The sequence below is a fragment of the Staphylococcus sp. GDY8P126P genome (assembly GCF_017891965.1).
Lineage (GTDB): Bacteria > Bacillota > Bacilli > Staphylococcales > Staphylococcaceae > Staphylococcus > Staphylococcus saprophyticus.
Window position 1 is genome coordinate 257,423 of the sequence record NZ_JAESKG010000002.1, and the last position, 26,091, is coordinate 283,513.

Consider the following 26,091-nt stretch of genomic DNA (forward strand, 5'->3'; position numbering starts at 1 on the left):
CAATTACCCAAACCAAAAGTAAAAGAAATTAAGAATCTTCCTGTAGCAATGACGATTAGACAAAAGAGATTCAATGGCAATTACACGTTCAGCTCCTTGTAATTTGGCAAATTTTTGTGCCATTAAACCGATTGGGCCACAACCGAGAACAATAACGGTATCTCCAGATTTTACGCCTGCATGTTCAACACTCCAATAAGCTGTTGGGACCACATCAGATAAAAATAATACTTGTTCGTCTTTCAAATCACTATCTGGAACCTTGAAGGATGAAAAGTCAGCAAATGGAACTCTTAAATACTTTGCTTGGCTGCCCAGTGGTTTCCATGCATAGCATTGCCAAAACCGAAGAGTCCACCATTATTCATTTTCCAACTTGCCGGTGATGGATTAGAATTATCACACTGAGACTCCATTTCATTATTACAATAGAAACAATCGCCACAACCTATGTTAAAAGGTATAACTACTCTATCTCCCTTTTTTAAGGTTTTAACCTCTTTTCCTACTTCTTCTACAATTCCCATTGGCTCATGTCCAATAACAAAATCAGGATCCATAAATAAATCACCTTGATGGTAAAGATGTAAATCAGAACCACATATACCTGAAGCTGTTATTTTTATAATTGCATCCGTTGATTCTTCTATTATTGGATCATGTACTTCACGCACTTCCATATTTTTATGACCTTGATAAGTAACTGCTTTCATTTAAATCACCTTAGTATTACAATGTAAACTCAAAAGAGTAAATTGATTTATTATTCTTTTGAGAGAAAATATAAGTTTATGTATTAAATATAAATATACATAATGTACATATAAATTATGTGAATTTATTGGATATAATAGCTTTTTTAAAAAGATAGTATATATAACAAAGGGTTGCCACTTAACAATTCCACGTCCTTTGGGTATACATGGATTAAGGTATTCGCTAGGTATTTCTCGATAGTCACTTGTGTATTTATATTCATCTGGTCCATTTGGATTTATTACTTTCATATAATCACCTCAAAAAAATGGAATCGTTTTACTAGCTTTTATAATATCTTTTGTGAAGAAAAATTGTTTACCTTCTCCTGTGTATGCAGGATTTAAAATCATATTCGCTTTGGCATTGTACAACCACTCTGGATTAATACCAGAATTTAATATTTCTTGAAATTCTTGAAAGTTTTTATTCCAATCTAAATTTGGAATCATATAATCACCTCATAAATATTTTAGAACATTTGTTCGTATAAATCAACTTAATATCTATTTTTCTTATAACCAATTATAATTAATCGTTAGATAAAATCAGACAATCTAGGAGAATACATATGGATTATAAAAAAGAAATTGAAAAAATGGGTTGGAATACAAAAGAAGTAACTAATCGAGTCGAAAGTTTAATAGAAGAAAAAGTAATAGATATAAAAGAAGAAGTAACCGAGGATCTATCAGTGGTTGTTGAAAAAGAAAATAATAATCCAATACTCAACGAGTTTTTAAATAAATAAAAAAAACAGCCTATCTAATCAGATAGGCTAATTTATTACAGTTTGTTAAGCGTTCCACGTCGCTTGATAGTTAAATACCCCAATTTTCTTATTGGAAACAAATCATAGCTATAAAAGTTATATAAATTGTAGTTCATATATCTCTTTATATTCATAAGTATTAAAACTATCAATATGACCTTTTAATAATATTTCTTGTTTCTTTCTACTCACATTGTGATAATATGTAAGCCTAATATTCATATCTGATTCGTAACCGTTATTTTGAATAGTATCATCCAATTCATCAAATACAGTTTTATTAATAGGTAACATATAGCTTTCTTTGCTAGGTAACATATTTATATATTTCTTTTGAATTACGTTATCTTTACCTAACATAACTTCAACAGTTATGTTTTTAGCAGCTCCTCCACCAAGGTTATATAACTTTAAATAATCTTCGTGTTCTTCAGAATTTGAAGTCGTATTTCTTAAATTCAAATTTTTATTTTCATCTTTTTCTAAAAGGATTTGATTAAACCCTAGAGCTGGTATAAAACTAATTTTCATTTGATAAAGTTGAACTGATACCGATACAAAATAAAATAACGCCATAATAAAAGTTCCTAGTGATCCAATTGCTGAAATAATATTTATCATATTAAATCTCCTTTTTTAATTTTTAGGAGACAGTAGTAGGGGTTTAATCATAACATTTAATTTGATATTTTTGTAGATTTTTTAACATTTCGTACTACCTACGTATAAAATCATCAAATAACCACCCAGTGACATGTGTGGGTGGTGGATATAAAAAGATATTTGAGAAAAGGCTAGCGATTCATATGTAAATACATTATACCATAAAAAAATAGGGCGAGCACATAAGTGCCTGTGCTCTAATGATTTTATATTAATTTTTACTTCCCCTCTATAATACTCCATAAAATAATAGATCTAGGAATTGCTGCAAAAATTCTTTTTTTTGATTGGATTTTAAACAAACATATATTTGTGCATTTTAATATCCCAATCGTTTTTTTAATAAATAAACATTACATTTAAGAATAAAAAATACAACATTTAGGAATTATAACATTTTATTTTTAGAGTATTATGATAAATTATTTATAAAAATATTTGGAGGGATTTACTTGGATGAAATTTTAGAAGATATTAAAAAAAGTGCTTGGAACTTTATTACACTGATTATTTCAGTCTTTTTATTTTTTACTTTGAAATCTACTGTTGATTCATTTGTTTCTCAATATGGTGCAAAAGTAAAAGTTAAAAATTTATTTGTTGACGGTTATCTTAGTGGAACTTTAAGCATCTTAGGTCTTATTTTTATTACTTTAGTATTACTATGTGCCACTATTTTTTTCTCATATTTGATATTAAAGGGCGATTTTTCACTTACGGCGATTTTTCAAATATTAATTTCTATTGGTTTTATCATTGCAACATTATCTTTAAGCTCTGTACCATTTATTGGTACTTTGATTATGCTAATAATAATCACTATATTCATTTACTTCATAATTAATGAAAGATAGTAACTTAAAAAGGGCTTTAAAATAGCCCTTTTTTCATTCCAACTTATCCAACAACGCATTAAACATCTGCCTAACTCGTTGTGCCTCACATCAAATATACTTCCTATCTTTTCATAACTAACGCCTTTACAAAGTAGTAGGAACAAACAAAACTCTTTATCCGTCCCTACTCTTTCTACTATAGTTTCTAATTCATTGAAAAATATCGCATCTTCAAAATTGTTATTATCTATCACGTTATTTACTGGTTGATCACTCACATTAAAGAAGTCATCTATACCAACATCTTCATCTATCGTTATTCTCTATTGTCTTGTGGTAGTTTAATATAAACTCTTTTACAGTTGCTTTATCATACTTCATACATATTCTACTGCCTTTGCAACACGTTTTAATATAACCTCTCTAGCATGTCTTAATGTTAACTCACTCACACCTATTACATCAGCAATCACTTCATCTGTATACTTCTTATCATCCCACCACGTGAGCTTTATAATCTGTTGTATTTTAACTTCACTCTCTTTTTGACGCTGTTTAGTGCGTTCTACACACTAATGATGATGCACTTTATATAAATCTACCTGTAACTTATCAATCGTCTTAATTGCCCTCTTACGTCCAAATTATACATATATATCATAAATTTTCACTGATCTTAAAATAGTTGTTATTTGTGTACCCAAAAATAAAAAGCCCTCAACCACAAGGATTGAGAGCTATATAGTGGAGACGGCGGGATTCGAACCCGCGTCCAGAGGTTCTGATACTAGCACTTCTACGTGCGTAGTCTATCAATGAGTTTCGCATAATGGGAGGTGATAGACATCCGTCATTATGCTAGTTTGATTCATCTCTTCTAGGCAGACTTCAAACGGCAGTGCCTAGCGTATCCTACTAAAGGTTGAATCGCGTTAACAGCACATAGGAGATGCTGTTAGGCGATGCAGAGTGCTATTACGCAGCTACTGCGAAATTATTGTTTTCTTTGCCAGTTATTATAACTGTGTGTGTTAGTGACGGAGACAGCCCTCCGACACGCTTAACTAGCTCATGGAACCCCTGTCGAATCCAAAAACGCCCCCTGAATAATATTAAATGTACTTTCTGGTAGGCTGTATCTGTTACAGCGCTTTTTCAGAAAGCACATATTATATTACCAAAGATTCATATCTTTGGCAATATATCCGCTTAATAACGGGCTTTCATCTCTCTAGCTACATCACGTTGTACTGCTTTTTCTTTTAATGCTTGACGTTTATCGTATTTTTTCTTACCACGTGCAACGCCAAGTAAGACCTTACAGTGCCCATGTTTGAGATAGAGTTTCAAAGGTACGATAGAGTAGCCAACTTCACGTGTACGCTCACCTAACTTCGCTATTTCACGTTTGTGTAGTAAGAGCTTACGTGAACGTCGTGGATCATGGTTGAATCTGTTACCTTCTTCATACGGCGCAATGTGCATATTGTTTAGAAACATCTCGCCACGATTCACTTGCGCATAACTATCTTTAAGGTTTGCACTACCACGACGAATTGACTTGATTTCTGTTCCTTGTAACACAATGCCCGCTTCAATCGTATCTTCTATATTATAATCATGTCTGGCTTTACGATTTTCTGCTAGTGTTCCTGGTGATTTTTTCTTTGGCATTGAGTTTCACCTCTTCGTTGAGTTATTTTTTCTTCTTACGTGCTTTATTTTTTACATTTTTATCTTTATAAAATGGTTTATGTTTTGTGTTGCCTTTACTTTGGTCGCTTTGACGTTTGTTTTTACCTTTACGTTGTTTCTGTTTAGTACGTCCACGTCCGCCTTTACCATTTTTATCATCTTTAGATTTATCTGATGAATTGCCACGTGGTTTGGCTTGGATTGTCTTACCACGTGATGGTCTTTGACCGCGATCTCTATTTGGTATTGGCATACCGACGATTTGGAAATCAATCATACGTTCAGCAACATCTACGTTAATGACTTTAATTTGAACAGGATCACCGATGCGGAATACTTTCGCTTGGCGTTCACCTATCATTGCCATTTGACGTTCATCAAAATGGTAATAATCATCCGTCATGTTAGATACATGCACCATACCTTCAATTGTGTTTGGTAATTCAATAAACATACCGAAATTCGCAACTGAACTAATAATCCCTTCGAATTCTTCGCCAATATGTTGCACCATGTATTCTGCTTTTTTCAATTCATCTGTATCACGTTCTGCTTCGATTGCTCTACGTTCTCTTTGAGACGTATGTTCAGCAATTTCAGGTAACAATGCTTCCCATTTATTTCTTTCTTTTCTGTCCATGGATTGTTCAATAATATATTTGCGAATTAATCTATGAACAATTAAATCGGGATATCTACGTATAGGTGACGTGAAATGTGTATAGTATTCAGCTGATAAGCCAAAGTGTCCTAAGTTCACATCATCATAACGTGCTTGTTGCATTGAACGTAACATCATCGTTGAAATCACCATTTGTTCTGGTTGACCTTCAACTTCTTGTTGAATTTTTTGTAAAGTAGACGGGTGAATATCTTCACCTGTACCTTTAATCATTAATCCAAAATTAGTCACGAAATCAAAGAATTGACGTAAGCGCTCTGATTTAGGTTGTTCATGGACACGATAGATAAATGGTACTTCTAAACGATCAAAATGTTCCGCGATAGTTTCATTAGCCGCTAACATAAATGATTCAATTAAGCGTTCGCCTTCACCACGTTGTCTCATTTCTACATCCGTTGGGATACCTTCTTCATTAACAAGTACTTTAGCCTCATTAATATCAAAATCGATTTCACCACGACGTCTTCTCATATGGATTAAGCGCTGAGATAAATCTTGCGCTAAATCTAACATCGGTGTGATTTCACTATATTGATTACGTGTTTCCGTATTTTGATCAGTAATAATTTCATTTACTTCATCGTATGTCATACGATAATTAGAATGAATCACACTATCAAAGATTTCATGGCCAACAACATCGCCACGTTCATCTATTTCCATTTGGCAACTTAATGTAAGTCGGTCCACTTGCGGGTTTAATGAACATATACCATTACTTAGACGGTGTGGAATCATCGGTATCACTCGGTCTACTAAGTAGACACTTGTTGCACGACTGTATGCTTCTTTATCAAGCGCTGAATCTTCAGTTACATAGTAACTTACATCAGCTATACTGACTGTTAATTGTGTATGACCATTGCTTAACTTTTTAACACTAATCGCGTCATCTAAGTCTTTAGCATCTGCACCATCAATGGTAATCGTTAGTTCATCGCGCAAATCGCGACGACCTTCAATTTGTGATGGCTCGATATGATCTGGTACTGCTTCAGCTTCTGCGAGCACATTGTCAGGGAATTCAATTTCGATACCATGTTGATAGATGATAGATAGAATATCTACACCTGGGTCATTCTTATGGCCTAAAATTGCCGATACGATACCTTCAGGATTATCTGTACCATCTGCGTATTTCGTAATTTGTACGAGTACTTTATGTCCATCTACTGCACCTAAATTTTGACCTTTAGGAATAAAGATGTCTTGCATAATACGTTTATCATCTGGTAATACAAAGCCGAAGTGACGTGCTTCACTATAAGTACCAACGACTTGTGTGACTGAATGTGTTTCAATCGTCTTAACTTCGCCTTCTAATTTCCCTTTGTGTTCACCTTTAGATTGATGTACTTCCACAAGGACAGTATCACCATCCATGGCTCTATTGATTTTCGTTGGTGGGATGAAAATGTCATCCATATCCTCTTCTTCAGGACGTAAGAAAGCAAAACCTTTTTTATTTTGACTTAACTTACCTTTGATTAATTTGGATTGTTTGGCATTGTTAGATGCTTTACGTTGATATCTATCTGTTTTTGTACGTTGAATCAAACCTGTTTGTTCTAATTCAACAAGCACCTTGATTAAATCTCTAAATGAGTCGGCACTATTTAAACCTAATGCATCTTGAAAATCAGACACAGACATGGGTTCATAATCTGGTTGTTTAATTATTTCTTCAATGGATTGCTTTAAATTCATTATGCCCCTCCTTTCTATTTTTAAATACTTCTAAATTTTTAATTCGACCAATCTAATGATTCTAAGAAATTGTATACGTCTTCGAATACTAATTCTTTTTCTTTATCAATTGTAATGACATGTCCTGAATTCGCATACCATTTGATATCTTTTTCATCAGATTCGCTCTCATTGTATATAACATTTGCAGAATCTGTATTAATCATTTGATCTTGTTCTGCTTGGACAACTAATAATGGATCCATTACTTCATCTATGTGATCTCTGACATCCTGTATTTGTCCTTGTAACTCTTTTAAAGTGTCTGTAGGTTTAAAGTTTGTCATTTCTTTTTCAATGGTAGCTTCATCTTTACCTTCATACTTTTTAAAATTACGCGCATATTCTAGAACACCGTTAAACATAGACCCTTCCGTCTTAATGTACATAGGTGAACACATTGTTATAATACCCTTTACACCTCTGTTTAAGCTTAATTTCAACGCATAACATCCACCAAGTGACAATCCTGCAACAACGATTTCATCATAACCTTTGTCTACTAAGAAATCATAGCCATCTAGTGCATCTTTAAACCATACAAATGGACTTGAACTTAATATTTCTTCAGGTGGTGCTGCATGTCCTTCATATTGTGGTGCATACGATGTGTAGCCTTTCTTCTGCAAGTAACGCCCTAATTGTCTCACATCTGAGGAATTCCCTGTAAAGCCATGTAACAGTAACACAGCTCTATTACCTTCTTCAAAGAAGAATGGTTCTGGAAGTTTAATCTGCATTGTGTTTCAATCCTTTCGCTTATGCTTTAGTACGTGTCGTTTATTTAAATTCATCTTTTATTTATCTCAATTATTTTTAAAAGCTATATTAACTATTATAAATAAAAAAGCCCGACTTTAACATTGTCGGACCTTATAAACCAAAATAACTTATGCCTAACATTAACAAGAAGAAAATGACAGACAATACAATTGTTAATCTATGCAAGAATAAATCAATACCGCGTTGCTTTTGTTTACCAAATAACTGCTCGGCGCCACCACTAATTGCGCCTGAAAGTCCATTACTTTTACCTTCTTGGAGTAATACAACAGTTACTAATGCAATACAATCTAAAATCAAAAGTACCATTATTAATGTATGCATGAAAATTGTCCTCCATTCATTATATACGAAACGCATTATATCATACGTTTGTCGTCTTTAGCAAACTTCTATCTATTGAACGTGCTTTTACGTTTAATCGAAACAATTAACATATAAACAGCTAACACAAATGATAAAACGAGTACCAGTGTTAAAGGAATGATATTCACGCTAGATTTGATATCTAATATCGCGCCATAAACTGCACTAATGTTAATTAAATTATACAATATTTGTGATACGAATACCGCAAACATAAACCACCATAAATAGGTATGTCTGTTCCAGATTGCGAAGACACCTGCTAAATTCGCAAAAATATACATTATTCCTGTATATTGGAAACTATTTTTAATTGTACCCACAGCATTTTCAGATGTTGTCTGTCCGCTATTTGATAATAGTTGTTTAATAACACTATCATCTAAAACTACGAATAAATGTATAACATAAAGAATCGCAATGATGACTGAACTATATGCAATCAGATGAGCCGTTTTAATTTCTTTAGACTTAGGTTTTACTTCCATAATTCGTTAAGACTCCTTCTTTATTTTACATCTTTAATTATATCAGTTTAATTGTAAAAGATGAACAATTTAAGTTAATCATCATTATAAAGTAACACGCCGAGTTCATTCGCTTCGTATGATTTATGTATTTGTCTCAATAAATTTATACTTTTTAAAATGAGCAAGTCGGACTGTGGGCAGTGGCTCTATAGATTGCCTATTAGAACAGCAATATGATACTTCAAATATAAAAGTCTAAGTACCACAGAATAAACGATAAGAACCATTACTTTTTAATTTATTTATTAACTTATTAGGCAGTAATTTGGATCGACTCGAGCATGAAAACACTAGCCGAAGACTACGGGCCGTATCTGTATCCAAGAAAAGCGAGTACAAAAAAGAGCACAAAAAAACTGCCAACAAAATCGGAGACTTTGTTGGCAGTTTAACACAGATCCTCAATAATCTGCGTTTAGCGCGTGAACTCTTAAATTTTTTATGCTGTATTATTTAGATAAGTTATAGAAAGATTTAAGTCCGTCGAACTTGCCAGTTTCGTATAATTCATCTTCAATGCGTAATAATTGGTTATATTTCGCAATACGGTCAGTTCTTGATAATGAACCTGTTTTAATTTGACCTGCATTTGTAGCAACTGCAATGTCAGAAATTGTAGTATCTTCTGTTTCACCAGAACGGTGAGATACAACTGCTGTGTAGCCAGCTTTTTGAGCCATTTCGATAGCGTCAAATGTTTCAGTTAATGTACCGATTTGGTTAACTTTGATTAAGATTGAGTTACCGATACCTTTTTCAATACCTTCAGATAATTTAACTGTGTTTGTAACGAACAAATCGTCACCAACTAATTGTACTTTATCACCGATACGATCAGTTAATACTTTCCAACCATCCCAGTCATTTTCGTCCATACCGTCTTCGATAGTGATAATTGGGTATTTGTTAACTAATTCTTCAAGGTAATCAACTTGTTCTTCAGCTGAACGTTTCGCACCATTTTCACCTTCGAATTTAGCGTAGTTGTATACACCATCTTCAAAGAATTCAGAAGAAGCACAGTCGAAGCCTAAGAATACATCTTTACCTGGCTCTAAACCAACGGCTTTAATAGCTTCTAAGATTGTTTCAACAGCATCTTCAGTACCTTCGAATTTAGGAGCGAAACCACCTTCGTCACCTACTGCTGTTTCTAAACCACGATTTTTAAGGATTGATTTTAAGTTGTGGAAGATTTCTGCTCCCCAACGTAATGATTCTTTGAATGATTCAGCGCCTACTGGCAACACCATAAATTCTTGGAATGCGATAGGAGCATCAGAGTGAGAACCGCCGTTAACGATGTTCATCATTGGTACTGGTAATTGTTTACCATTAAATCCACCTAAGTATTTGTAAAGTGGTTGTCCTAATAAATCAGCTGCTGCACGAGCTACTGCAATAGAAACACCAAGAATAGCGTTAGCACCTAATTTACCTTTGTTTTCAGTACCGTCTAATTGGATCATCATTTTATCGATTGAAACTTGTTCTAATACTGAAAATTCACCTTCAATAAGCTCTGGTGCAATAATTTCGTTAACGTTGTCAACTGCTTTCGTTACACCTTTACCTAAGTAACGTGATTTATCTCCGTCACGTAATTCTACTGCTTCATGTTCACCAGTAGAAGCACCTGATGGTACTAATGCACGTCCGAATGCACCACTTTCTGTTAATACTTCTACTTCAACTGTTGGGTTACCACGAGAGTCAAGGACTTCGCGAGCGTAAACATCTGTAATAATTGGCATGTTTATAATCTCCTTTATAAATAAGTAGTTTAGAAATATTAAATTTCATCTTCATTATAGCTTTAAATACTATAAATACAAAGTAATTTAATTCTCTTGTGTTGTTTATAAGCAACTAACCATTTTAATGAAAATATCTCAATTTCGAAATCGTTAGCTTCTCAATCTTGCTCAAAGCGATCAAACTTTGATTAGTGATTAATGAGTGATTCACCAGTCATATCTTCTGGTTGATCTACATTTAATAAATCTAATAATGTTGGTGCTAAATCACCAAGACGACCCGTTTCACGTAAAGTAACGCCATCTTTTGTCACAATGACTGGAACTGGGTTTGTCGTATGCGTAGTCATTGGTTGATCATCATCTGTAAGGACCATGTCTGAATTACCGTGATCGGCAGTAATGATTGCATGACCGCCCATTTCAGTAATTTTATCAACAACTTCGCCTAGACATTCGTCCACGGCTTCAATTGCTTTAATTGTTGGTTCTAACATACCACTGTGTCCAACCATGTCTGGGTTAGCAAAGTTTAAAAGAATTAAATCTAAGTCACCTTTATTTAATTCTTCAATTAAAGCATCTTTAACTTCATATGCGCTCATTTCAGGTTTAAGGTCATAGGTTGCGACTTTAGGTGAATCGATTAAACGACGACGTTCACCTTCAAATTCTTCATTACGACCACCACTCATGAAATAAGTCACGTGAGGGAATTTTTCTGTTTCAGCAATACGTAATTGTTTAAGTCCGTTATCTTGTGCAACTTCACCGATTGTATTCGTTAAATCAACTTTTTCAAAAACAATATCTGCATTCACGTTATCATTATATTTAGTAAACGTTGCATAAAATAAGTCGTTGATTTGTTCTACTTTAAAGCCTTCGAATGCTTTATCAGTAAATATTTCAGAAAGTTGTCCAGCTCTGTCAGGACGGAAGTTATAAAAGATGACTGCATCGCCATCATTGACACCTTCGTTTTGGTCTTGGACGATAAATGGTTCAACAAATTCATCTGTTAAATCTTTATCGTAATTCGCTTTGACACCTGCTTTAGCAGATTCGAATGTTGTTCCACCAAAATTGCGGATAGCATTGTATGCTTTTTCTTCTCTGTCCCAACGTTTGTCACGATCCATTGCGTAATAACGACCTGATACAGATGCGAATTGACCAATACCTAGTTCTTTAAACTTCGCTTCAGTTTCTTCAATATATTTTAATGCTGATTTTTGATCAACGTCACGTCCATCTAAAAAGGCATGAACATATACTTTTTCTAAACCTTGTTTTTTAGCTAAATCTAATAACGCGAAAAGGTGTTTGTAATGGCTGTGTACGCCACCATCTGATAATAAACCAAAAACATGTAGCACTGAATCATTTTTCTTAACATGATTGATTGCATTGTTTAATACATCATTTTCAAAGAAATCGCCGTCTTCAATAGATTTATTGATACGCGTTAAACTTTGATAAACGACACGTCCAGCGCCAATGTTCATATGCCCAACTTCTGAATTACCCATTTGACCTTCTGGAAGTCCAACATCTAAACCACTAGCTTCGATTTGAGTAGTTGGATACTTACTGTAATAACGATCAAAGTTAGGTTTATTAGCTAGTTTCACAGCATTACCGTGTTCGCTCTCTCTGTTTGCAAAACCATCTAAAATAATTAATGCAGTTGGTTGTTTAGCCATATTATTTTGCACCTTCTAACAATTGTACAAAATCATCCACTTTAAGTGATGCGCCGCCTACAAGTGCACCATCAATGTCTGATTCTGCCATGTATTCTTTAATGTTGTTAGGTTTCACACTACCACCATATTGAATACGTGTTGCGTCAGCTACAGTTTGACTTGATAATTCTGCAACTGTTTGTCTTACAAATGCACACATTTCATTTGCATCTTTAGCAGTTGATGATTTACCAGTACCGATTGCCCAGATTGGTTCGTAAGCAATCACAAGTTGTTGTAATTGTGCTTCAGATAAACCCTCTACAGCTTTTTTAACTTGGTTGCCAACAACTTCATTAGCTTTACCACTTTCACGCTCTTCATCTGTTTCACCTACACAAACGATTGGTGTCATACCGTGATTGAAAATAGCGTGTGCTTTTTTGTTAATTTCTTCATCTGTTTCATGGAAGATTTCACGACGTTCAGAATGTCCGATAACGACATATTTAACGCCTAGGTCTGCTAATGCAACTGGAGATGTTTCACCAGTGAATGCGCCGTTATCTTCAAAGTAAGCATTTTGAGCACCGATTTGTAAGCCTTGTGCTTTACCATCATTTACTAAAGTAACTAATGCATCTAATTGAATTGTTGGTGCACAAATTACTGATTCTACTTCTTTTGTATCAGGTAATGTTGGTAATTCATTGATAAAATCTTTTGCTTCTTTAACTGTTTTATTCATCTTCCAGTTACCTGCGATAATTGGTTTTCTCATTATATTACACTCCTATTAGTAATTTATGATTAAATGTGTTGCCACTGATAATCATGGATAGCTGTTTTTAGTCGTGCGCTTATTTGTTTGCGATTGCTACTACACCTGGTAGTTCTTTACCTTCAAGGTATTCTAATGATGCACCGCCACCAGTAGAAATGTGACTGAAGTCATCACCATAACCTAATGAAATAGCTGCAGCTGCTGAATCTCCACCACCAATAATTGTATTAGCGTCTTTTAATTCAGCGATTGCTTCACAAACGCCGATTGTACCTTTAGCAAAATTACTTAATTCAAATACGCCCATTGGTCCATTCCATACTACCGTATGCGCACCTTGTAATTGTTCTTTAAATAATTCAACTGATTTTGGTCCAATATCCATAGCTTCTTGGTCTGCTGGGATATCATCAACAGAAACCTCAGTGATTTCAGCGTCATTTGAGAATTCTTTTGCAACTTTACAATCAACTGGTAAGACGATTTGATCGCCTGCACGGTCTAATAATTCTTTTGCAAAATCAACTTTATCTTTTTCTAATAAAGATAAACCAATTTCTTTACCTTGTGCTTTAAAGAACGTATATGACATGCCGCCACCGATCAGTACTTTGTCAGCAATCTTCAATAAGTTTGTGATAACGCCAATTTTGTCAGAAACTTTGGCACCACCTAGAATTGCAACTACAGGTTTATCAGGGTTTTCAACTACGCCACCGATATATTTAATTTCTTTTTCCATTAAGAATCCTGCAACTGTTTCTAAATTAGATGCAATACCCACATTTGAAGCGTGCTCACGATGCGCAGTACCAAATGCATCATTTACAAATACATCGCCAAGTGAAGCCCAGTATTTTCCTAATTCAGGATCATTTTTAGATTCTTTTTTGCCGTCTACATCTTCAAAACGTGTATTTTCAACTAGTAAAACATCGCCTTCATTAAGATCTTTGACAGATTGTTCTAGTGTTTCTCCACGTGTTTCAGGTACAAAAGTAACTTCTTCACCTAATTTTTCTGTTAATGCATTAGCAACAGGTTTTAAAGTTAATGCTGCTTTATCACTTTCTTCTTTCACTTTACCTAGATGTGAAAATAATACAACTTTTCCACCTTGTTCAATGATGTATTTAATTGTTGGTAAAGCTTGAACGATACGGTTGTCGTCAGTGATTTCTCCATCTTTCATCGGCACGTTAAAATCTGCGCGAACAAGTACAGTTTTACCTTTTAATTCTAAGTCAGTTACAATTTTTTTAGCCATGTAAGCTTCCTCCTCTAAATGGAACAACAAATTAAAATAAGCGGAGAAGCGTTGTGCTCCCCGCTTACTCCTAAGCTTATTGTTTAAATTTAACAGCACATTAAAGTTGTTAAATTCATTTTTACATCAAATTATTTAGCTTGAGTTGCTAAGTGTTCTAATGTACGTACTAATTGTGAAGTGTAAGACATTTCGTTATCGTACCAAGCTGCTACTTTAACTAATTGACGGTCGCCAACAGTCATTACACGAGTTTGTGTTGCATCAAATAATGAACCATAAGTCATACCGATTACGTCTGAAGATACGATTTCGTCTTCTGTGTAACCGAATGATTCGTTTGAAGCATTTTTCATTGCAGCATTTACATCTTCAATGCTTATATTTTTTTCTAAAACAACTGTTAATTCAGTTAATGAACCAGTTGCAACAGGAACACGTTGCGCTCCTCCATCTAATTTACCATCAATTTCAGGAATTACTAAGCCAATTGCTTTAGCAGCACCAGTTGAGTTAGGGATGATGTTTTCAGCAGCTGCACGCGCACGACGTTTGTCGCCTTTTCTGTGTGGTGCATCTTGTGTGCTTTGGTCACCAGTGTATGCGTGTATAGTAGTCATGAAACCTTCTACTAAACCGAAGTCATCATTTAACACTTTAGCAACAGGAGCTAATGAGTTAGTAGTACATGAAGCACCTGAAACAACAGTTTCTGAACCGTCTAATTCTTGGTGGTTTGTATTATAAACGATTGTTTTTAAATCGCCTGTAGCTGGTGCAGAGATTAATACTTTTTTAGCACCTGCATTGATGTGTGCTTCTGCTTTTTCTTTATCAGCGAAGAAACCAGTACATTCTAATACAACATCGATGTCTAAGTCTTTCCAAGGTAATTTACTTGGTTCAGGCTCAGAGAATGATTTTACTTCTTGTCCGTTTACGCGGAAACCGTCTTTTTCTACTTCAACTTCTCCTGTGAAGCGTCCTTGCATAGTATCATATTTTAATAAATGAGCTAACATTTCGTCATCTGTTAAATCGTTTACTGCTACTACGTCGATTCCGTCAACGTTTTGAATTCTTCTGAATGCTAAACGACCAATTCTACCAAAACCATTAATTGCTACTTTTACTGCCATTAAAATGGCCTCCTTTAAAAATGATATTTAAAAAGTGTAATCACTTTTTATTACTGTTATTTACGATTGCACTTGCTGCACCTTCGTCTGTAATTAATACAGTGTTTTTTGGAGCAATAGAAAGGTAAGCTTTAATTGCTTCTCCTTTAGATTTACCCCCAGCTACAGCAAATATAAACTTTTTCGATTCAAGGTCTTCTAATTGTAGTCCAATTGTTTTCACTTTATGGACGATATCGCCTTGATCATCGAAATAATATCCAAATGCTTCTCCCGAGGCATTGTGATGTTGAAGTTTTTCTATAACTTCGTTTGGTGATTGACGTCTTCGCGCCATCTTCAGCGCATCACCAATGCCGTGGATTGTAATATTGGATTCTCTAATTTTTTCTAGGGTGTGAATAACTGAAGGCTCTAACATAAGTGTATTGTATGTCGTTTCACTCACATTATCTGGGACATATAATGTCGTATAATCACCATTCGTTTGTTGTGCCATACTCGCTGCAATGGTATTTGCTTGATATACAACATTTTCACCCAGTCCGCCTCTTGCTGGAACAAAGAAAACATCATGTGGCTGTTTATGCATTGCCTCACTCACGTAGGCCATCGTAGACCCACCAGTGACTGCTACAATGGCATGATCATAAAGAACATCTTCAACCAACTGTCCTGCCTGTCGTGATAGTTCGATTTTTACTGCTTTATCAGTTTCAGAATCACCTGGTATCACATAGACGTCTTTAATGTCATATTGTTCCTTAATCAACTGTGAAAGATGATGGTCATCAGAAAAAACATTAAAATAACTATTTAGCTGACGAACAGTTGCTTCACCTTCTTCAGTGATTTCCATGCCTGTTGGCTTAACCTTGATTAGTTCTTGTTGCTTCAATGTGTCTGTTTCTGTACGTAATACACGTTCAGTTAAATCCATATATTCACTTAAGCTACGTCTACCTACGGGTTGGTGCTTAGCAATAGTAGTGAGAATTGAAAAACGTCGATACATTTTTTCAACAAGTTCTGGCACAAGTTTTTGTTGAACTTTTATCAAATCATTCACTACTATCCTCCTCCGTTTCATTATAAAGGGTCAAGTTCCAACCATAGGTTGACTTTTTACGTCCCTAGCGGGACAAAAAAATATAACCTCTTATATTTGCAATAATACTACTATCGATTTGAAATTGCAAGAGAAATACACTTCTCTTAATTTTTACTTATTACCTTTATATATTCTATTCGTTCCTCTAAAATGTCTTGCATTGTTGTATTACCCGATTAATCATTTACTAATCATAAATCATTATATTTTCCGATTCTTAAAAATTAGTAACCACCCACTTATGATAGCGGCTTAAATACACTTGTAGAATCATTGCTTCTATTATCTTTAATCTATAAAATAAAAGTATAGATTATCAATTGGGAGGAAAATACATGTCACAGAACGATCATCCAGAAGTCATTGATCCAAACGATCGACGTTATAAAGATGAAGATTATTTCAAAAATCCTAAACAACCAGATCATTCGCATTCAAATCAAACATTTCACTATTCTAAAAACATAGGATGTGGCTGTGGACCTTTTGGTTGTCTTAGCGGTTGTATCACACTCATACTATTATCCTCACTCATTACTTTCTTATTAAATTTCTTATTTTAGTCTGTGTGCTTAAATACTATAAAACAAACCGTATAACACGTGTTTTTAACGCTATAAAAATAGGACCTTGAAATCATATGATTAACATCGATTTCGCAGTCCTATTAATTATATTTAGTCATCTTCTGAAGATGACTCGCTTGAGCGTTCATTGGTACTTGAACCATTATTGTTGCTTTGTGCTGATCTTTCTTGTGTATTATTTTGAGAACTTCTTTGTTGAGTTGATGGTTCTGGTTTTTTCTCTTCAGTCGATGGTTCAGATGTTTTTTCTTCCGTTGAAGGTTCAGAAGTTTTCTCCTCGGTTGTTTTTTCTTCTGTTGAAGGCTCACGTGTTTTTTCTTCAGTAGAACGTTCTTCAGTTGTTTTTTCTTCTGTGGTAGCTTCTTTCGTTTTTTCAGGTGATTTTTCTTCTGTTGTACGAGGCTCAGTCGTTGCTGGCTGTTGTGTTTGCTGCGTCTGTTGCGTTTGCTGTGTTTGTTGTTGCGTTTGAACTGTTTGCTGCGTTTGCTGCGTTTGTTGTGTTTGTTGAGACTCTTGTGTAGATTTCTCTTTATCTTTTTTGTCTTTTTCTTCTTTTGTCTTCTGTTTTTCTTTCTTATCTTTTTCTTCTTGTTTCTGATCTGCTAAACGTTCATTCGCTTTGTTTGAATGATCTACAAATGCAAAAATAGCAAAAATTAATCCACCTACTAATAATAATACGATTAATCCACTTACAATTTTCGCAAAACCACTCATTTTCTTGTTGTTCGGATTATGGTTTGGCATATGCTCCCCTCACTTCAATTTATATCATAACATTTGTTTTCATTTATGCGCATGCTTTCAATAACAAATGTATATTTTACACTATTTCATTTATTAATTAAACTCATTAACTATTTTTTAACCTAGATGTTATCTTAACGACATATGTATAGTAAAATACATATATAACTTAAAATTTAATACTATAGTTTAATATTGATCTATAGTAATCTTCGTTTTCAATACTTTTGTAAATTTTTATTATTAATATGAATAAGCTATAACATTAATATAACAGGATGTGTTCTAAAATTGAAAAAGCATGATCCATTTGATGAATTAGTGGAGCAAAAATCATCTCAAAAAAGAGGTCTGCGTCAAATTATGATCGATAACGATCATTACGAATCAAAAGACCGAGATAAAAAGCGGTTCCCCTTCTTTATGATGATTATTATTTTGTTATTCATAGCCACTGGAATAATTTCTATACTTACTTTATAGGGCATAACGACCTTCATATCCTTATAAAATGTTTTGACTTAAATGTAAAAAGATAGTTACACAAAGCAAATTGCGTTAACATATAAATATAGGCCTATACGCAATGCGTACAGGCCACTACTAAAGGGAGTCAAAATTTTACCTTCGTTAGTATATTATGGGGTATACTCGAAATAATTAAGAGATGATTAATTAATATCGAAGGTATCTCAATTATAAAATGAATGCTCTTTATTTTAAATAGTTCTTAATACGAGTAAATGACATATTATTGAACAAACAATGAAAAAATTATGACCTTCAAATGTGATTCGATTGATTCTCTCTAATCATTCCAACATTAGGCATTACTAAATTATGAGGTGATAAAATGAAACATTATTTAATTACAGGTGGTACAGGTATGATAGGATCGCAATTAGTTAAAGCTATCATACAAAGTGATGCGCATATAACGATTTTAACTAGACAGGATATGACTTCATCACACCCTAAGATTTCCTACGTCAATTGGTCTCAATCAAATTGGGAAAATGAAATACCTGATATCGATATCGTCATTAACCTTGCAGGTGCTAGTTTAAATAAACGATGGACTAAATCCTATAAACAAACCATTATGCTAAGTCGTATACAAGCTACACAAGCTTTATTCGAATTATTTCAAAATCGTAAACATAAACCAGAAGTATTATTCAATGCGAGTGCTGTTGGTTACTATAAACCAGACTTATATCGTACGTATACTGAATTATATAAAACACTTCCTTTTGATTTTTTATCGGAAGTCGTATATCAATGGGAAAGAATGGCTCGCCAATTTGAAACGCTTGGTACGCGTGTCGTTATTGGTCGGTTTGGAATGGTCTTGTCTAATGATGGCGGCGCACTACCAATGATGAAATTGCCTTATGACTTTTATCTTGGTGGAAAATTAGGTTCAGGAAGACAATGGTATTCTTGGATTCATATAGATGATTTAGTGAGAGCCTTGCTCCATACTATCAATACGGAAAGTGCACGAGGTGTATTTAACTTTACTGCACCGATTGTAGAACATCAAAACATGTTTGGGTATACACTTGCACGCGTTTCTCATCGCCCTCATCATACATGGGTCCCATCGTTAGCCATTAGATTAGCTTTAGGTCAAATGTCGACTGTTGTGCTCGATACACAAAAAGTAATACCTAATAAATTACAAGCAACTCATTTCAAATTTAAATACCCTGATTTAAAAATCGCACTCGAAGATTTAGTACATTAAGTGAATAGGAAGCGAAATGAATCATGAAGACAGATCGATTAACACATGCCTTATTATTTATCGCTGGATTGTTATTATTAATTAATGGTATCTGTGCTTTTGAACAAAATTTAACTATGCTATTTATATCATCAATATTGGTAATAAGTGGTATCTGTGTAACATTTGTAGCCATTAAATTAATTTGGCACAACTATCGTAGACTTAAAGTTAATAACAATTCATAATGTGAGATAAATAGAAAAGCCAAGCTACTAATTATGTAGCTTGGCTTTTTTAATGAAATTAAATCTTATGATTCTGGTACCATAACTTGGTCAACAAGACCATAGTCTTTAGCTTCTTCAGCTGATAAGAAATTATCACGATCTGTATCTTGCTCAATTTTTTCAATTGATTGACCAGTACGTTCAGCTAAAATTTGGTTTAATTTAGCACGTGTTTTAAGAATATGATTAGCAGCAATTTCAATTTCAGTCGCTTGTCCTTGCGCGCCACCTAATGGTTGGTGGATCATTACTTCAGCGTTTGGTAATGCAAAACGTTTACCTTTTGCACCTGCTGCAAGTAAGAATGACCCCATTGATGCAGCCATACCGATACAAATTGTTTGTACATCTGGTTTGATGTGTTGGATTGTATCGTAAATAGCGAAACCAGCAGTTACACTACCACCTGGTGAATTGATATAAAGATAGATATCTTTTTCTGCATCTTGTGCTTGTAAGAATAATAATTGAGAAACAATAGAGTTTGCTACATTATCATCGATTTGAGAACCTAACATTATAATACGGTCTTTTAATAAACGTGAGTAAATGTCATATGCACGTTCCCCACGGTTTGTTGTTTCAATTACTGTAGGTATTAAATTCATTAATATTGCCTCCTTATTTCTAACTGATAAACTTATTTTAACCTAAAAGTCAAACATGGTCAAAAAATAACGCTCAAAAATTTTATGAAAGTTGAATTATTCTTATTGACCGTTTTCGTTAAGATTTGTACACTTATATTAATGCGTCTTTACCCCCTCGTAGTGTAATGGATAACACGTAAGATTCCGGTTCTTAAGATAGGGGTTCGATTCCCTTCGAGGGGACTAATAAGTAATAAAAGTATACTTTTCAAATTAAAAAGGGAAGATAACCAATATAAAGCGCACACGAGTTCAATCTCATGTATTTTATATTCCTACTTAAGTCATCCCCTACTTGTACAATCAATCAGACCGAGACATCAAAAAATGATTCTCGATCTGATTTTTTCATTTTTTAAAATTCTATTAATAAAAAATGGATTACACTGAGAAATGTAATTTTCCACACTGATTATGATATTAAGTACCAAATTATCTTAATTATTAAAAATACATCCTTATCTAAATGAGATACTTAAAAATCAATTCTTAATATATACACAAAATTCACGCTTTTTATATTGAACAATATATAAACGTAAAGATAATTAGTAATAAAAAAATTCATTTTAAATTTACAATCATTTGATACACTTGTAAAGATTAGATTATTTTACAAAGGGGAAATGAGACATTGGCAGACAAGCAAATTAGTGATGCGCAGTGGATAGAATACCAAGCGCATCAAAATCAACAAAAATCGAAAAAATTAGTAAAGGTTGGTTTTGGGGTTGTGGATCTGGTTGCGGTTGTTTAATTTTGTTAGTAATTATCATTATAGGCATCTCAGCATGTACTGCAAACCTAGGCAACGTAGACACTAATGATAATTCATCAAACAATTCAAACAACAGTAGTGCTTCTAGAGAAGAAAAATCTGCATTAAATAAAGCGAAAACCTATTCGAACGTTATGCACATGTCAAAAGATGGCATCTATAATCAATTAACGTCTGAAGCTGATGGTTTTAAAGAATCAGATGCACAATACGCAGTAGATAATTTAAAAGCGAATTATAAAAAGAATGCTCTCGAAAAAGCTAAAGATTATGCTGATACACAGGATATGTCAAACAATGCAATATACAATAAATTAACATCAGATATTGAACGATTCACGGACGAACAAGCGCAATACGCTATTGATCAATTAGATAAATAGTGAACTTCTAAAGCCCTAATTCAACTTTAATTATTGTTGATGGGACTTAATTAAACTTAACATTAAAGAAACGATATTTCGGTATTGAAACCGAAATATCGTTTTTTTTTGCCTCTTAATTCATATTTATAAAGGTACTGCCTAAAACATCACGTACATCGTGAATCACTAGGAATGCATTTTCATCCACTTCATTTACCAGTTTCTTGACTCTTGTAACTTGTGATTGCGGTACAACGACGTACAACATATGTGTTTCTGACTTTCCATAACCACCTTTACCAGTTAATATGGTTGACCCTCTACCGGTAAACGCATTGATTTTATCACTAATTAAATCACTTTTGCTAGAAATCACTGTAACTGCTTTTTTCGGATTGAAACCTTCGATAATGAAGGACGTGGCACGTTCCGTAACAAATAACATAATAATCGTAAACAGCACATTTTCTAATGGTAGTACCATTAAGAATGAAAGAACAACGAGCGCATCTAGTATAAAAATTCCTTGTGACGTTTTGATCTCGGAATATTTATTTACAATTTTCGCAATGACTGATGTACCACCCAGTGTACTACCAGTAGAAATTACTAGCCCTGCACCGATACCAATCACAGCGCCCCCAAATAAAGAATTAATAACAAAATTATCTACACCTAGATTAATATTTTCAGTTAAATGTAAAAATAGAGACAACGCAGTGTTGGAAATAACGGTGTAGACCGCTACCGTTTTACTTAAAAATTTCCACCCTACAAATACGACAACGGTATTGATAATAAATGAGGTCCACGCTGGCGATAAACCGAATGCATACATAAGAGATAATGATATCCCTACTGTGCCGCCATCACCTAGGTTTGATCCAAGTAAAAAACAGTTTACGCCAATCGCATTTATGAATGTACCAATTAAACAGAATATAATGTTTTTATAATGCTTGTTTATCAAATTTTTCATAAATACCCTCCCTTTTCACTATTTTATTATTATGGTTTATAAATAATATGTTCAATATTCATCAAGTAATGCCTAAATATTAAAAAAGACACCTCCATGAGGCGTCATTAATTGAAATTCATACTTTTCATTATATTAGCATATTTATTTTATGTGTGACTAGAAGAAATTCAATTTACACTTAATTCTTTTTCAAATTAAGAGATAACCATGCAAAACTGATGATACACCTTATGTGCTATAGTTCGATAGGCTCACCGCTTCTTAATTTATCAGCCATCTCATTTAACTTTCTTAATCTATGATTCACACCAGATTTAGATATTTTTCCCGTGGACATCATTTCACCTAATTCTTTTAATGAAACTTCTTGATGCTCAATTCTTAATTTTGCGATCTCACGCAATCTATCTGGAAGGTTGTCTAAACCAATTTCTTTATCAATTAAATGTATACTTTCTACATGTTTCATGGCTGCGCTTACAGTTTTATTTAAATTGGCTGTCTCACAATTAACCAATCGATTCACAGAATTTCTCATATCTCGAACAATACGAACATCTTCAAATTTCAAAAGTGCTTGATAACCACCTATCAAACTTAAAAAATCGGATATTTTTTCTGCTTCTTTTAAGTAAGCAATGCTGCCTTTCTTACGTTCTAGATGTTTTGCATTTAATTCATATGCATTCATTAATTGTGTGATACCTTCAGAATGGTCTTCATATAACGAAAAAACCTCTAAATGATAAGATGACGTTTCTGGATTATTGACAGAACCACCAGCTAGAAAGGCACCTCTCAAATAACTGCGACGCATTTCATCATCATGAATCATAGTTTCATCGATTTCATGGGTAAAGACACCATTTTTTAAAATACCTAAATCATCTAATATTTCTCTGGCTCTTGCCTTAATACGACAAATATAGATATTATTCTTTTTCAATTTCATTTTCTTGCGTACGAGTAGTTCCACTTCCACATTAAACACTTTTTTTATTAACGAATAAATCCGTCTTGCTGTTGTTGCATTTTCGGTTTGAACGTTAATAACAAACTGTTGATTGGATAGACTGAGTGCACCATTCATTCGAATAAGCGCACTGAGCTCTGCTTTTGCATTTTTTTCATCTACTTCAATTCTAGTAAGTTCATTTTTCATATCTGATGCAAAGCTCATGATTCAATCAGTCCCTTCTTATAAGTTTATTGTCTGGCTTATTCGTTATGATCTTTATCTCGATTAAACTCAATTGTCGCCGTTTCTCTCATAGCGATTTCATAGATCATTTTTGAAAGTACTTCAGTGTTATGGCGCACGTAATCTTCTGAAGACACTTCTACTAAATCAGGATGTGTAAAGACTTTAATATTCTGTGCTTCCATATCTGTCGTGTTGCATTTTACAGGTTCTGCATTTTCTTCTCTATAGCGTTCTAATACATTACCGTGAAAATTTTGCGTGCTACAAATAACATAGTTAATACATTTCGCACCCATGTGATCATGGATAGCATTGACATGATCGACAGCAGAATAATTATTCGTTTCACCTGGCTGTGTCATTACATTTGAAACATACAATTTAGGGGCATCTACTTTAAGTAATGCATCTGCGATACCTTTTACGCATAAATTTGAAATGACACTTGTATATAAAGAACCTGGCCCCATAACAATTAAATCTGCCTCTTCAATCGCTTCAACTGCTTCTTCCATCGGTTTTACATCTTCAGGTTCTAAAAATACACGTTCGATTTTTTTATTTTTTTTAGGAATCTTAGACTCGCCATATACGATTTCTCCGTCTTCCATGACTGCACTTAAACGCACACTTGTATTAGTGGACGGAATAACACAACCTCTAATATTTAAAATCTTACTTAATTCTTTAACTGCATGTCCAAAATCATCCGTAATATTCGTTAACGCGGCAATCAGTAAATTGCCAAGCGAATGACCTTCAACTTGGTTTTCTTTAAAACGATATTGGAAAAGTTGTTCTAAAGTTGACTCAGTTTCACTTAATGCAGAAATTACATTTCTTATATCTCCAGGTGCAGGTATATCCATTTCATTTCTTATTTTTCCTGTGCTCCCACCATCATCGGCAACTGTGACAATTGTCGTAATATCTATTGGGTAATCTTTAAGGCCTCGAGCTAAAACGGATAAGCCTGTACCGCCACCTATTAGTACAAGTTTAATTCTTCTCATCTTTATGTTTCACGCCACTTTCAACATGTGCATCCCTGTGATGCACATACACATTGTAATTAAAACTTTCGTTAAGTTCTGCTCCGATACGTTTGGCTAATGCGACTGAACGGTGTTGACCACCAGTACAACCGATTGCGATAACCAGTTGTGATTTACCTTCTTTTTTATATCCTGGTACCATAAATTTCAATAAATCTATTAATTTTTCATAAAATATATTTGTTTCTTTCCATTTCATAACATATTTATAAACCGCTTCATCTTCTCCTGTGAGTGGTCTTAACTCATCAACATAGTGTGGATTCGGTAAAAATCTCACATCGAATACTAAGTCTGCATCCATTTGAATACCATGCTTAAATCCAAAACTCGTTACATTAATGTTAAATGTTTGTACATTGCTCTTATTGAAATAGTCACCAATGCGTTTACGCAATTCTTTTGGTTTCATTTGCGTCGTATCAATCGTATAGTTCGCTAGACTTTTAATTTCTGTTAATAACTCACGTTCTTCATTTATCGATTCTATCAATGAACGTTGTCCATTTCCATTTAACGGATGCGCACGTCTTGTTTCTTTATATCTAGAAATTAAACGCTCATTAGATGCTTCCAAGAACATCATATCCACAATCACATCAGAGTTACTTTTAATTAAATCCATTTCGTGGATTAATGATTTAAACAATTCTTTCCCTCTTAAATCGATTGCAATTGCAACTTTTTGTAATGATGGATTACCTTGCCCCATCAATTCTACAAATTTAGGTAAAAGTATCGGCGGTAAGTTGTCTACACAGAAATAACCGATATCTTCTAGACTTTGAATGACTACAGATTTCCCAGCACCTGATAAACCTGTAACGACTAATAATTCACTTTTTACTATTTCTTTTTCATCCGGTTGCATCTTTTCACACCATTCGTTGATTTATTTAATCATAAAATGTTACTTCGTTGTTAACAGTTCATATTTTAAAGTGATGTGATTCATTTCACTTCAAATAAGTCTAACAATCTTATGCTATCATATTTCATTTTACATGAAAAAGGTCTTAGGTAGTAGCATTATCACTTTAATATTGAAGTTAGCTGTGGCTGCAATTTAACTCCTATAACCATAAGACTTCAATTATAAACATAGATAAATATATATCCTTATGTA

Annotated in this window: 27 protein-coding genes, 1 tRNA gene, 1 other RNA gene and 2 pseudogenes; 8 read left to right on the plus strand and 23 right to left on the minus strand. The window is 33.8% G+C overall.

Annotated features, from left to right (window positions below):
* Positions 1-63: 63 nt before the first annotated feature.
* The 3 genes and pseudogenes from KA893_RS03790 to KA893_RS03795 form a co-directional block, all read right to left on the minus strand.
* Positions 64-713, minus strand: a pseudogene (locus KA893_RS03790) (alcohol dehydrogenase catalytic domain-containing protein); the annotation flags it as partial.
* A gap of 168 nt (positions 714-881) precedes the next feature.
* Positions 882-1,007 (minus strand): annotated as a pseudogene (locus tag KA893_RS13910) (YolD-like family protein); the annotation flags it as partial.
* Positions 1,008-1,016: 9 nt separating this feature from the next.
* Positions 1,017-1,208 (minus strand): hypothetical protein, encoded by a 192-nt coding sequence (locus KA893_RS03795; RefSeq protein ID WP_002455580.1) that lies wholly within the window; start codon positions 1,206-1,208, stop codon positions 1,017-1,019.
* 119 nt (positions 1,209-1,327) lie between these two features.
* On the opposite strand from KA893_RS03795, the gene KA893_RS03800 reads away from it, so the two are divergent.
* On the plus strand, positions 1,328-1,507 hold the full coding sequence (locus tag KA893_RS03800) for a hypothetical protein (RefSeq protein WP_041079670.1): 180 nt from the start codon (positions 1,328-1,330) through the stop codon (positions 1,505-1,507).
* A gap of 117 nt (positions 1,508-1,624) precedes the next feature.
* On the opposite strand, the gene KA893_RS03805 is transcribed toward KA893_RS03800, so the two are convergent.
* Positions 1,625-2,149, minus strand: coding sequence for a hypothetical protein (locus KA893_RS03805; protein ID WP_041079671.1), 525 nt, complete (start codon positions 2,147-2,149; stop codon positions 1,625-1,627).
* 494 nt (positions 2,150-2,643) lie between these two features.
* Between KA893_RS03805 and KA893_RS03810 the strand changes: the two genes are divergently transcribed.
* On the plus strand, positions 2,644-3,045 hold the full coding sequence (locus KA893_RS03810; protein ID WP_041079672.1) for a hypothetical protein: 402 nt from the start codon (positions 2,644-2,646) through the stop codon (positions 3,043-3,045).
* On the opposite strand, the gene KA893_RS03815 is transcribed toward KA893_RS03810, so the two are convergent.
* The 13 genes from KA893_RS03815 to KA893_RS03875 all read right to left on the minus strand — a co-directional run bounded on the left by KA893_RS03815 (position 3,021) and on the right by KA893_RS03875 (position 16,536).
* Entirely contained in the window at positions 3,021-3,305 is a 285-nt protein-coding gene (locus KA893_RS03815) for a hypothetical protein (protein WP_376785628.1), read from the minus strand. The genes KA893_RS03810 and KA893_RS03815 overlap by 25 nt on opposite strands.
* 464 nt (positions 3,306-3,769) lie before the next feature.
* Positions 3,770-4,130: a transfer-messenger RNA gene (ssrA, locus tag KA893_RS03820) on the minus strand.
* Between the two features lie 106 nt (positions 4,131-4,236).
* Positions 4,237-4,701 carry an SsrA-binding protein SmpB gene (gene smpB / locus KA893_RS03825; RefSeq protein WP_011303579.1) on the minus strand — a complete coding sequence of 155 codons (465 nt, stop codon included), beginning with the start codon at positions 4,699-4,701 and terminating at the stop codon, positions 4,237-4,239.
* 22 nt (positions 4,702-4,723) lie between these two features.
* Complete coding sequence (rnr, locus tag KA893_RS03830) at positions 4,724-7,114, minus strand: ribonuclease R (RefSeq protein ID WP_069821758.1); 2,391 nt, start codon at positions 7,112-7,114, stop codon at positions 4,724-4,726.
* Positions 7,115-7,152: 38 nt separating this feature from the next.
* Complete coding sequence (locus KA893_RS03835; RefSeq protein ID WP_194440774.1) at positions 7,153-7,893, minus strand: alpha/beta hydrolase; 741 nt, start codon at positions 7,891-7,893, stop codon at positions 7,153-7,155.
* A gap of 133 nt (positions 7,894-8,026) precedes the next feature.
* A complete protein-coding gene (gene secG / locus KA893_RS03840; RefSeq protein ID WP_011303582.1) occupies positions 8,027-8,260 on the minus strand; it encodes a preprotein translocase subunit SecG in 234 nt (77 codons plus the stop codon).
* Positions 8,261-8,328: 68 nt separating this feature from the next.
* Entirely contained in the window at positions 8,329-8,790 is a 462-nt protein-coding gene (locus KA893_RS03845) for a hypothetical protein (RefSeq protein WP_210125591.1), read from the minus strand.
* Positions 8,791-9,281: 491 nt separating this feature from the next.
* A complete protein-coding gene (gene eno / locus KA893_RS03850; RefSeq protein ID WP_011303585.1) occupies positions 9,282-10,586 on the minus strand; it encodes a surface-displayed alpha-enolase in 1,305 nt (434 codons plus the stop codon).
* 191 nt (positions 10,587-10,777) lie between these two features.
* Positions 10,778-12,295, minus strand: coding sequence for a 2,3-bisphosphoglycerate-independent phosphoglycerate mutase (gene gpmI / locus KA893_RS03855; RefSeq protein WP_041079694.1), 1,518 nt, complete (start codon positions 12,293-12,295; stop codon positions 10,778-10,780).
* Between the two features lies 1 nt (position 12,296).
* On the minus strand, positions 12,297-13,058 hold the full coding sequence (gene tpiA, locus KA893_RS03860) for a triose-phosphate isomerase (protein WP_041079695.1): 762 nt from the start codon (positions 13,056-13,058) through the stop codon (positions 12,297-12,299).
* Positions 13,059-13,137: 79 nt separating this feature from the next.
* Entirely contained in the window at positions 13,138-14,328 is a 1,191-nt protein-coding gene (locus KA893_RS03865) for a phosphoglycerate kinase (protein WP_011303588.1), read from the minus strand.
* 131 nt (positions 14,329-14,459) lie between these two features.
* Entirely contained in the window at positions 14,460-15,467 is a 1,008-nt protein-coding gene (gap, locus tag KA893_RS03870; protein WP_194375891.1) for a type I glyceraldehyde-3-phosphate dehydrogenase, read from the minus strand.
* Between the two features lie 40 nt (positions 15,468-15,507).
* Positions 15,508-16,536 (minus strand): sugar-binding transcriptional regulator, encoded by a 1,029-nt coding sequence (locus tag KA893_RS03875; protein ID WP_041079696.1) that lies wholly within the window; start codon positions 16,534-16,536, stop codon positions 15,508-15,510.
* Between the two features lie 377 nt (positions 16,537-16,913).
* On the opposite strand from KA893_RS03875, the gene KA893_RS03880 reads away from it, so the two are divergent.
* Positions 16,914-17,141 carry a hypothetical protein gene (locus KA893_RS03880; protein ID WP_041079697.1) on the plus strand — a complete coding sequence of 76 codons (228 nt, stop codon included), beginning with the start codon at positions 16,914-16,916 and terminating at the stop codon, positions 17,139-17,141.
* Positions 17,142-17,255: 114 nt separating this feature from the next.
* Here KA893_RS03880 and KA893_RS03885 read toward each other — a convergent pair whose 3' ends face one another.
* Positions 17,256-17,912, minus strand: coding sequence for a DUF4887 domain-containing protein (locus KA893_RS03885; RefSeq protein WP_210125593.1), 657 nt, complete (start codon positions 17,910-17,912; stop codon positions 17,256-17,258).
* Between the two features lie 853 nt (positions 17,913-18,765).
* Between KA893_RS03885 and KA893_RS03890 the strand changes: the two genes are divergently transcribed.
* Positions 18,766-19,662 (plus strand): TIGR01777 family oxidoreductase, encoded by an 897-nt coding sequence (locus tag KA893_RS03890; protein ID WP_041079700.1) that lies wholly within the window; start codon positions 18,766-18,768, stop codon positions 19,660-19,662.
* A 23-nt stretch (positions 19,663-19,685) separates the two neighbouring features.
* Entirely contained in the window at positions 19,686-19,889 is a 204-nt protein-coding gene (locus tag KA893_RS03895) for a hypothetical protein (RefSeq protein ID WP_041079701.1), read from the plus strand.
* A 65-nt stretch (positions 19,890-19,954) separates the two neighbouring features.
* On the opposite strand, the gene clpP is transcribed toward KA893_RS03895, so the two are convergent.
* Positions 19,955-20,539, minus strand: coding sequence for an ATP-dependent Clp endopeptidase proteolytic subunit ClpP (gene clpP / locus KA893_RS03900; protein ID WP_002483889.1), 585 nt, complete (start codon positions 20,537-20,539; stop codon positions 19,955-19,957).
* A gap of 153 nt (positions 20,540-20,692) precedes the next feature.
* On the opposite strand from clpP, the gene KA893_RS03905 reads away from it, so the two are divergent.
* From KA893_RS03905 to KA893_RS03910, 3 genes are all read left to right on the plus strand, one after another.
* A tRNA-Arg gene (locus KA893_RS03905) sits at positions 20,693-20,764 on the plus strand.
* A 451-nt stretch (positions 20,765-21,215) separates the two neighbouring features.
* On the plus strand, positions 21,216-21,338 hold the full coding sequence (locus KA893_RS14195; protein WP_306505247.1) for a hypothetical protein: 123 nt from the start codon (positions 21,216-21,218) through the stop codon (positions 21,336-21,338).
* Positions 21,339-21,340: 2 nt separating this feature from the next.
* Positions 21,341-21,742 (plus strand): Ltp family lipoprotein, encoded by a 402-nt coding sequence (locus tag KA893_RS03910; RefSeq protein ID WP_306505248.1) that lies wholly within the window; start codon positions 21,341-21,343, stop codon positions 21,740-21,742.
* A 115-nt stretch (positions 21,743-21,857) separates the two neighbouring features.
* Here KA893_RS03910 and KA893_RS03915 read toward each other — a convergent pair whose 3' ends face one another.
* The 4 genes from KA893_RS03915 to rapZ all read right to left on the minus strand — a co-directional run bounded on the left by KA893_RS03915 (position 21,858) and on the right by rapZ (position 25,836).
* On the minus strand, positions 21,858-22,703 hold the full coding sequence (locus KA893_RS03915; protein WP_002483891.1) for a YitT family protein: 846 nt from the start codon (positions 22,701-22,703) through the stop codon (positions 21,858-21,860).
* A 238-nt stretch (positions 22,704-22,941) separates the two neighbouring features.
* Positions 22,942-23,886 carry a DNA-binding protein WhiA gene (gene whiA / locus KA893_RS03920; RefSeq protein ID WP_002483892.1) on the minus strand — a complete coding sequence of 315 codons (945 nt, stop codon included), beginning with the start codon at positions 23,884-23,886 and terminating at the stop codon, positions 22,942-22,944.
* Positions 23,887-23,924: 38 nt separating this feature from the next.
* On the minus strand, positions 23,925-24,923 hold the full coding sequence (locus KA893_RS03925; protein WP_210125595.1) for a gluconeogenesis factor YvcK family protein: 999 nt from the start codon (positions 24,921-24,923) through the stop codon (positions 23,925-23,927).
* Positions 24,910-25,836, minus strand: a complete 927-nt coding sequence (gene rapZ, locus KA893_RS03930; RefSeq protein WP_002483894.1) for an RNase adapter RapZ — start codon at positions 25,834-25,836, stop codon at positions 24,910-24,912. Before rapZ ends, KA893_RS03925 begins: the two co-directional genes overlap by 14 nt.
* Positions 25,837-26,091: the final 255 nt, after the last annotated feature.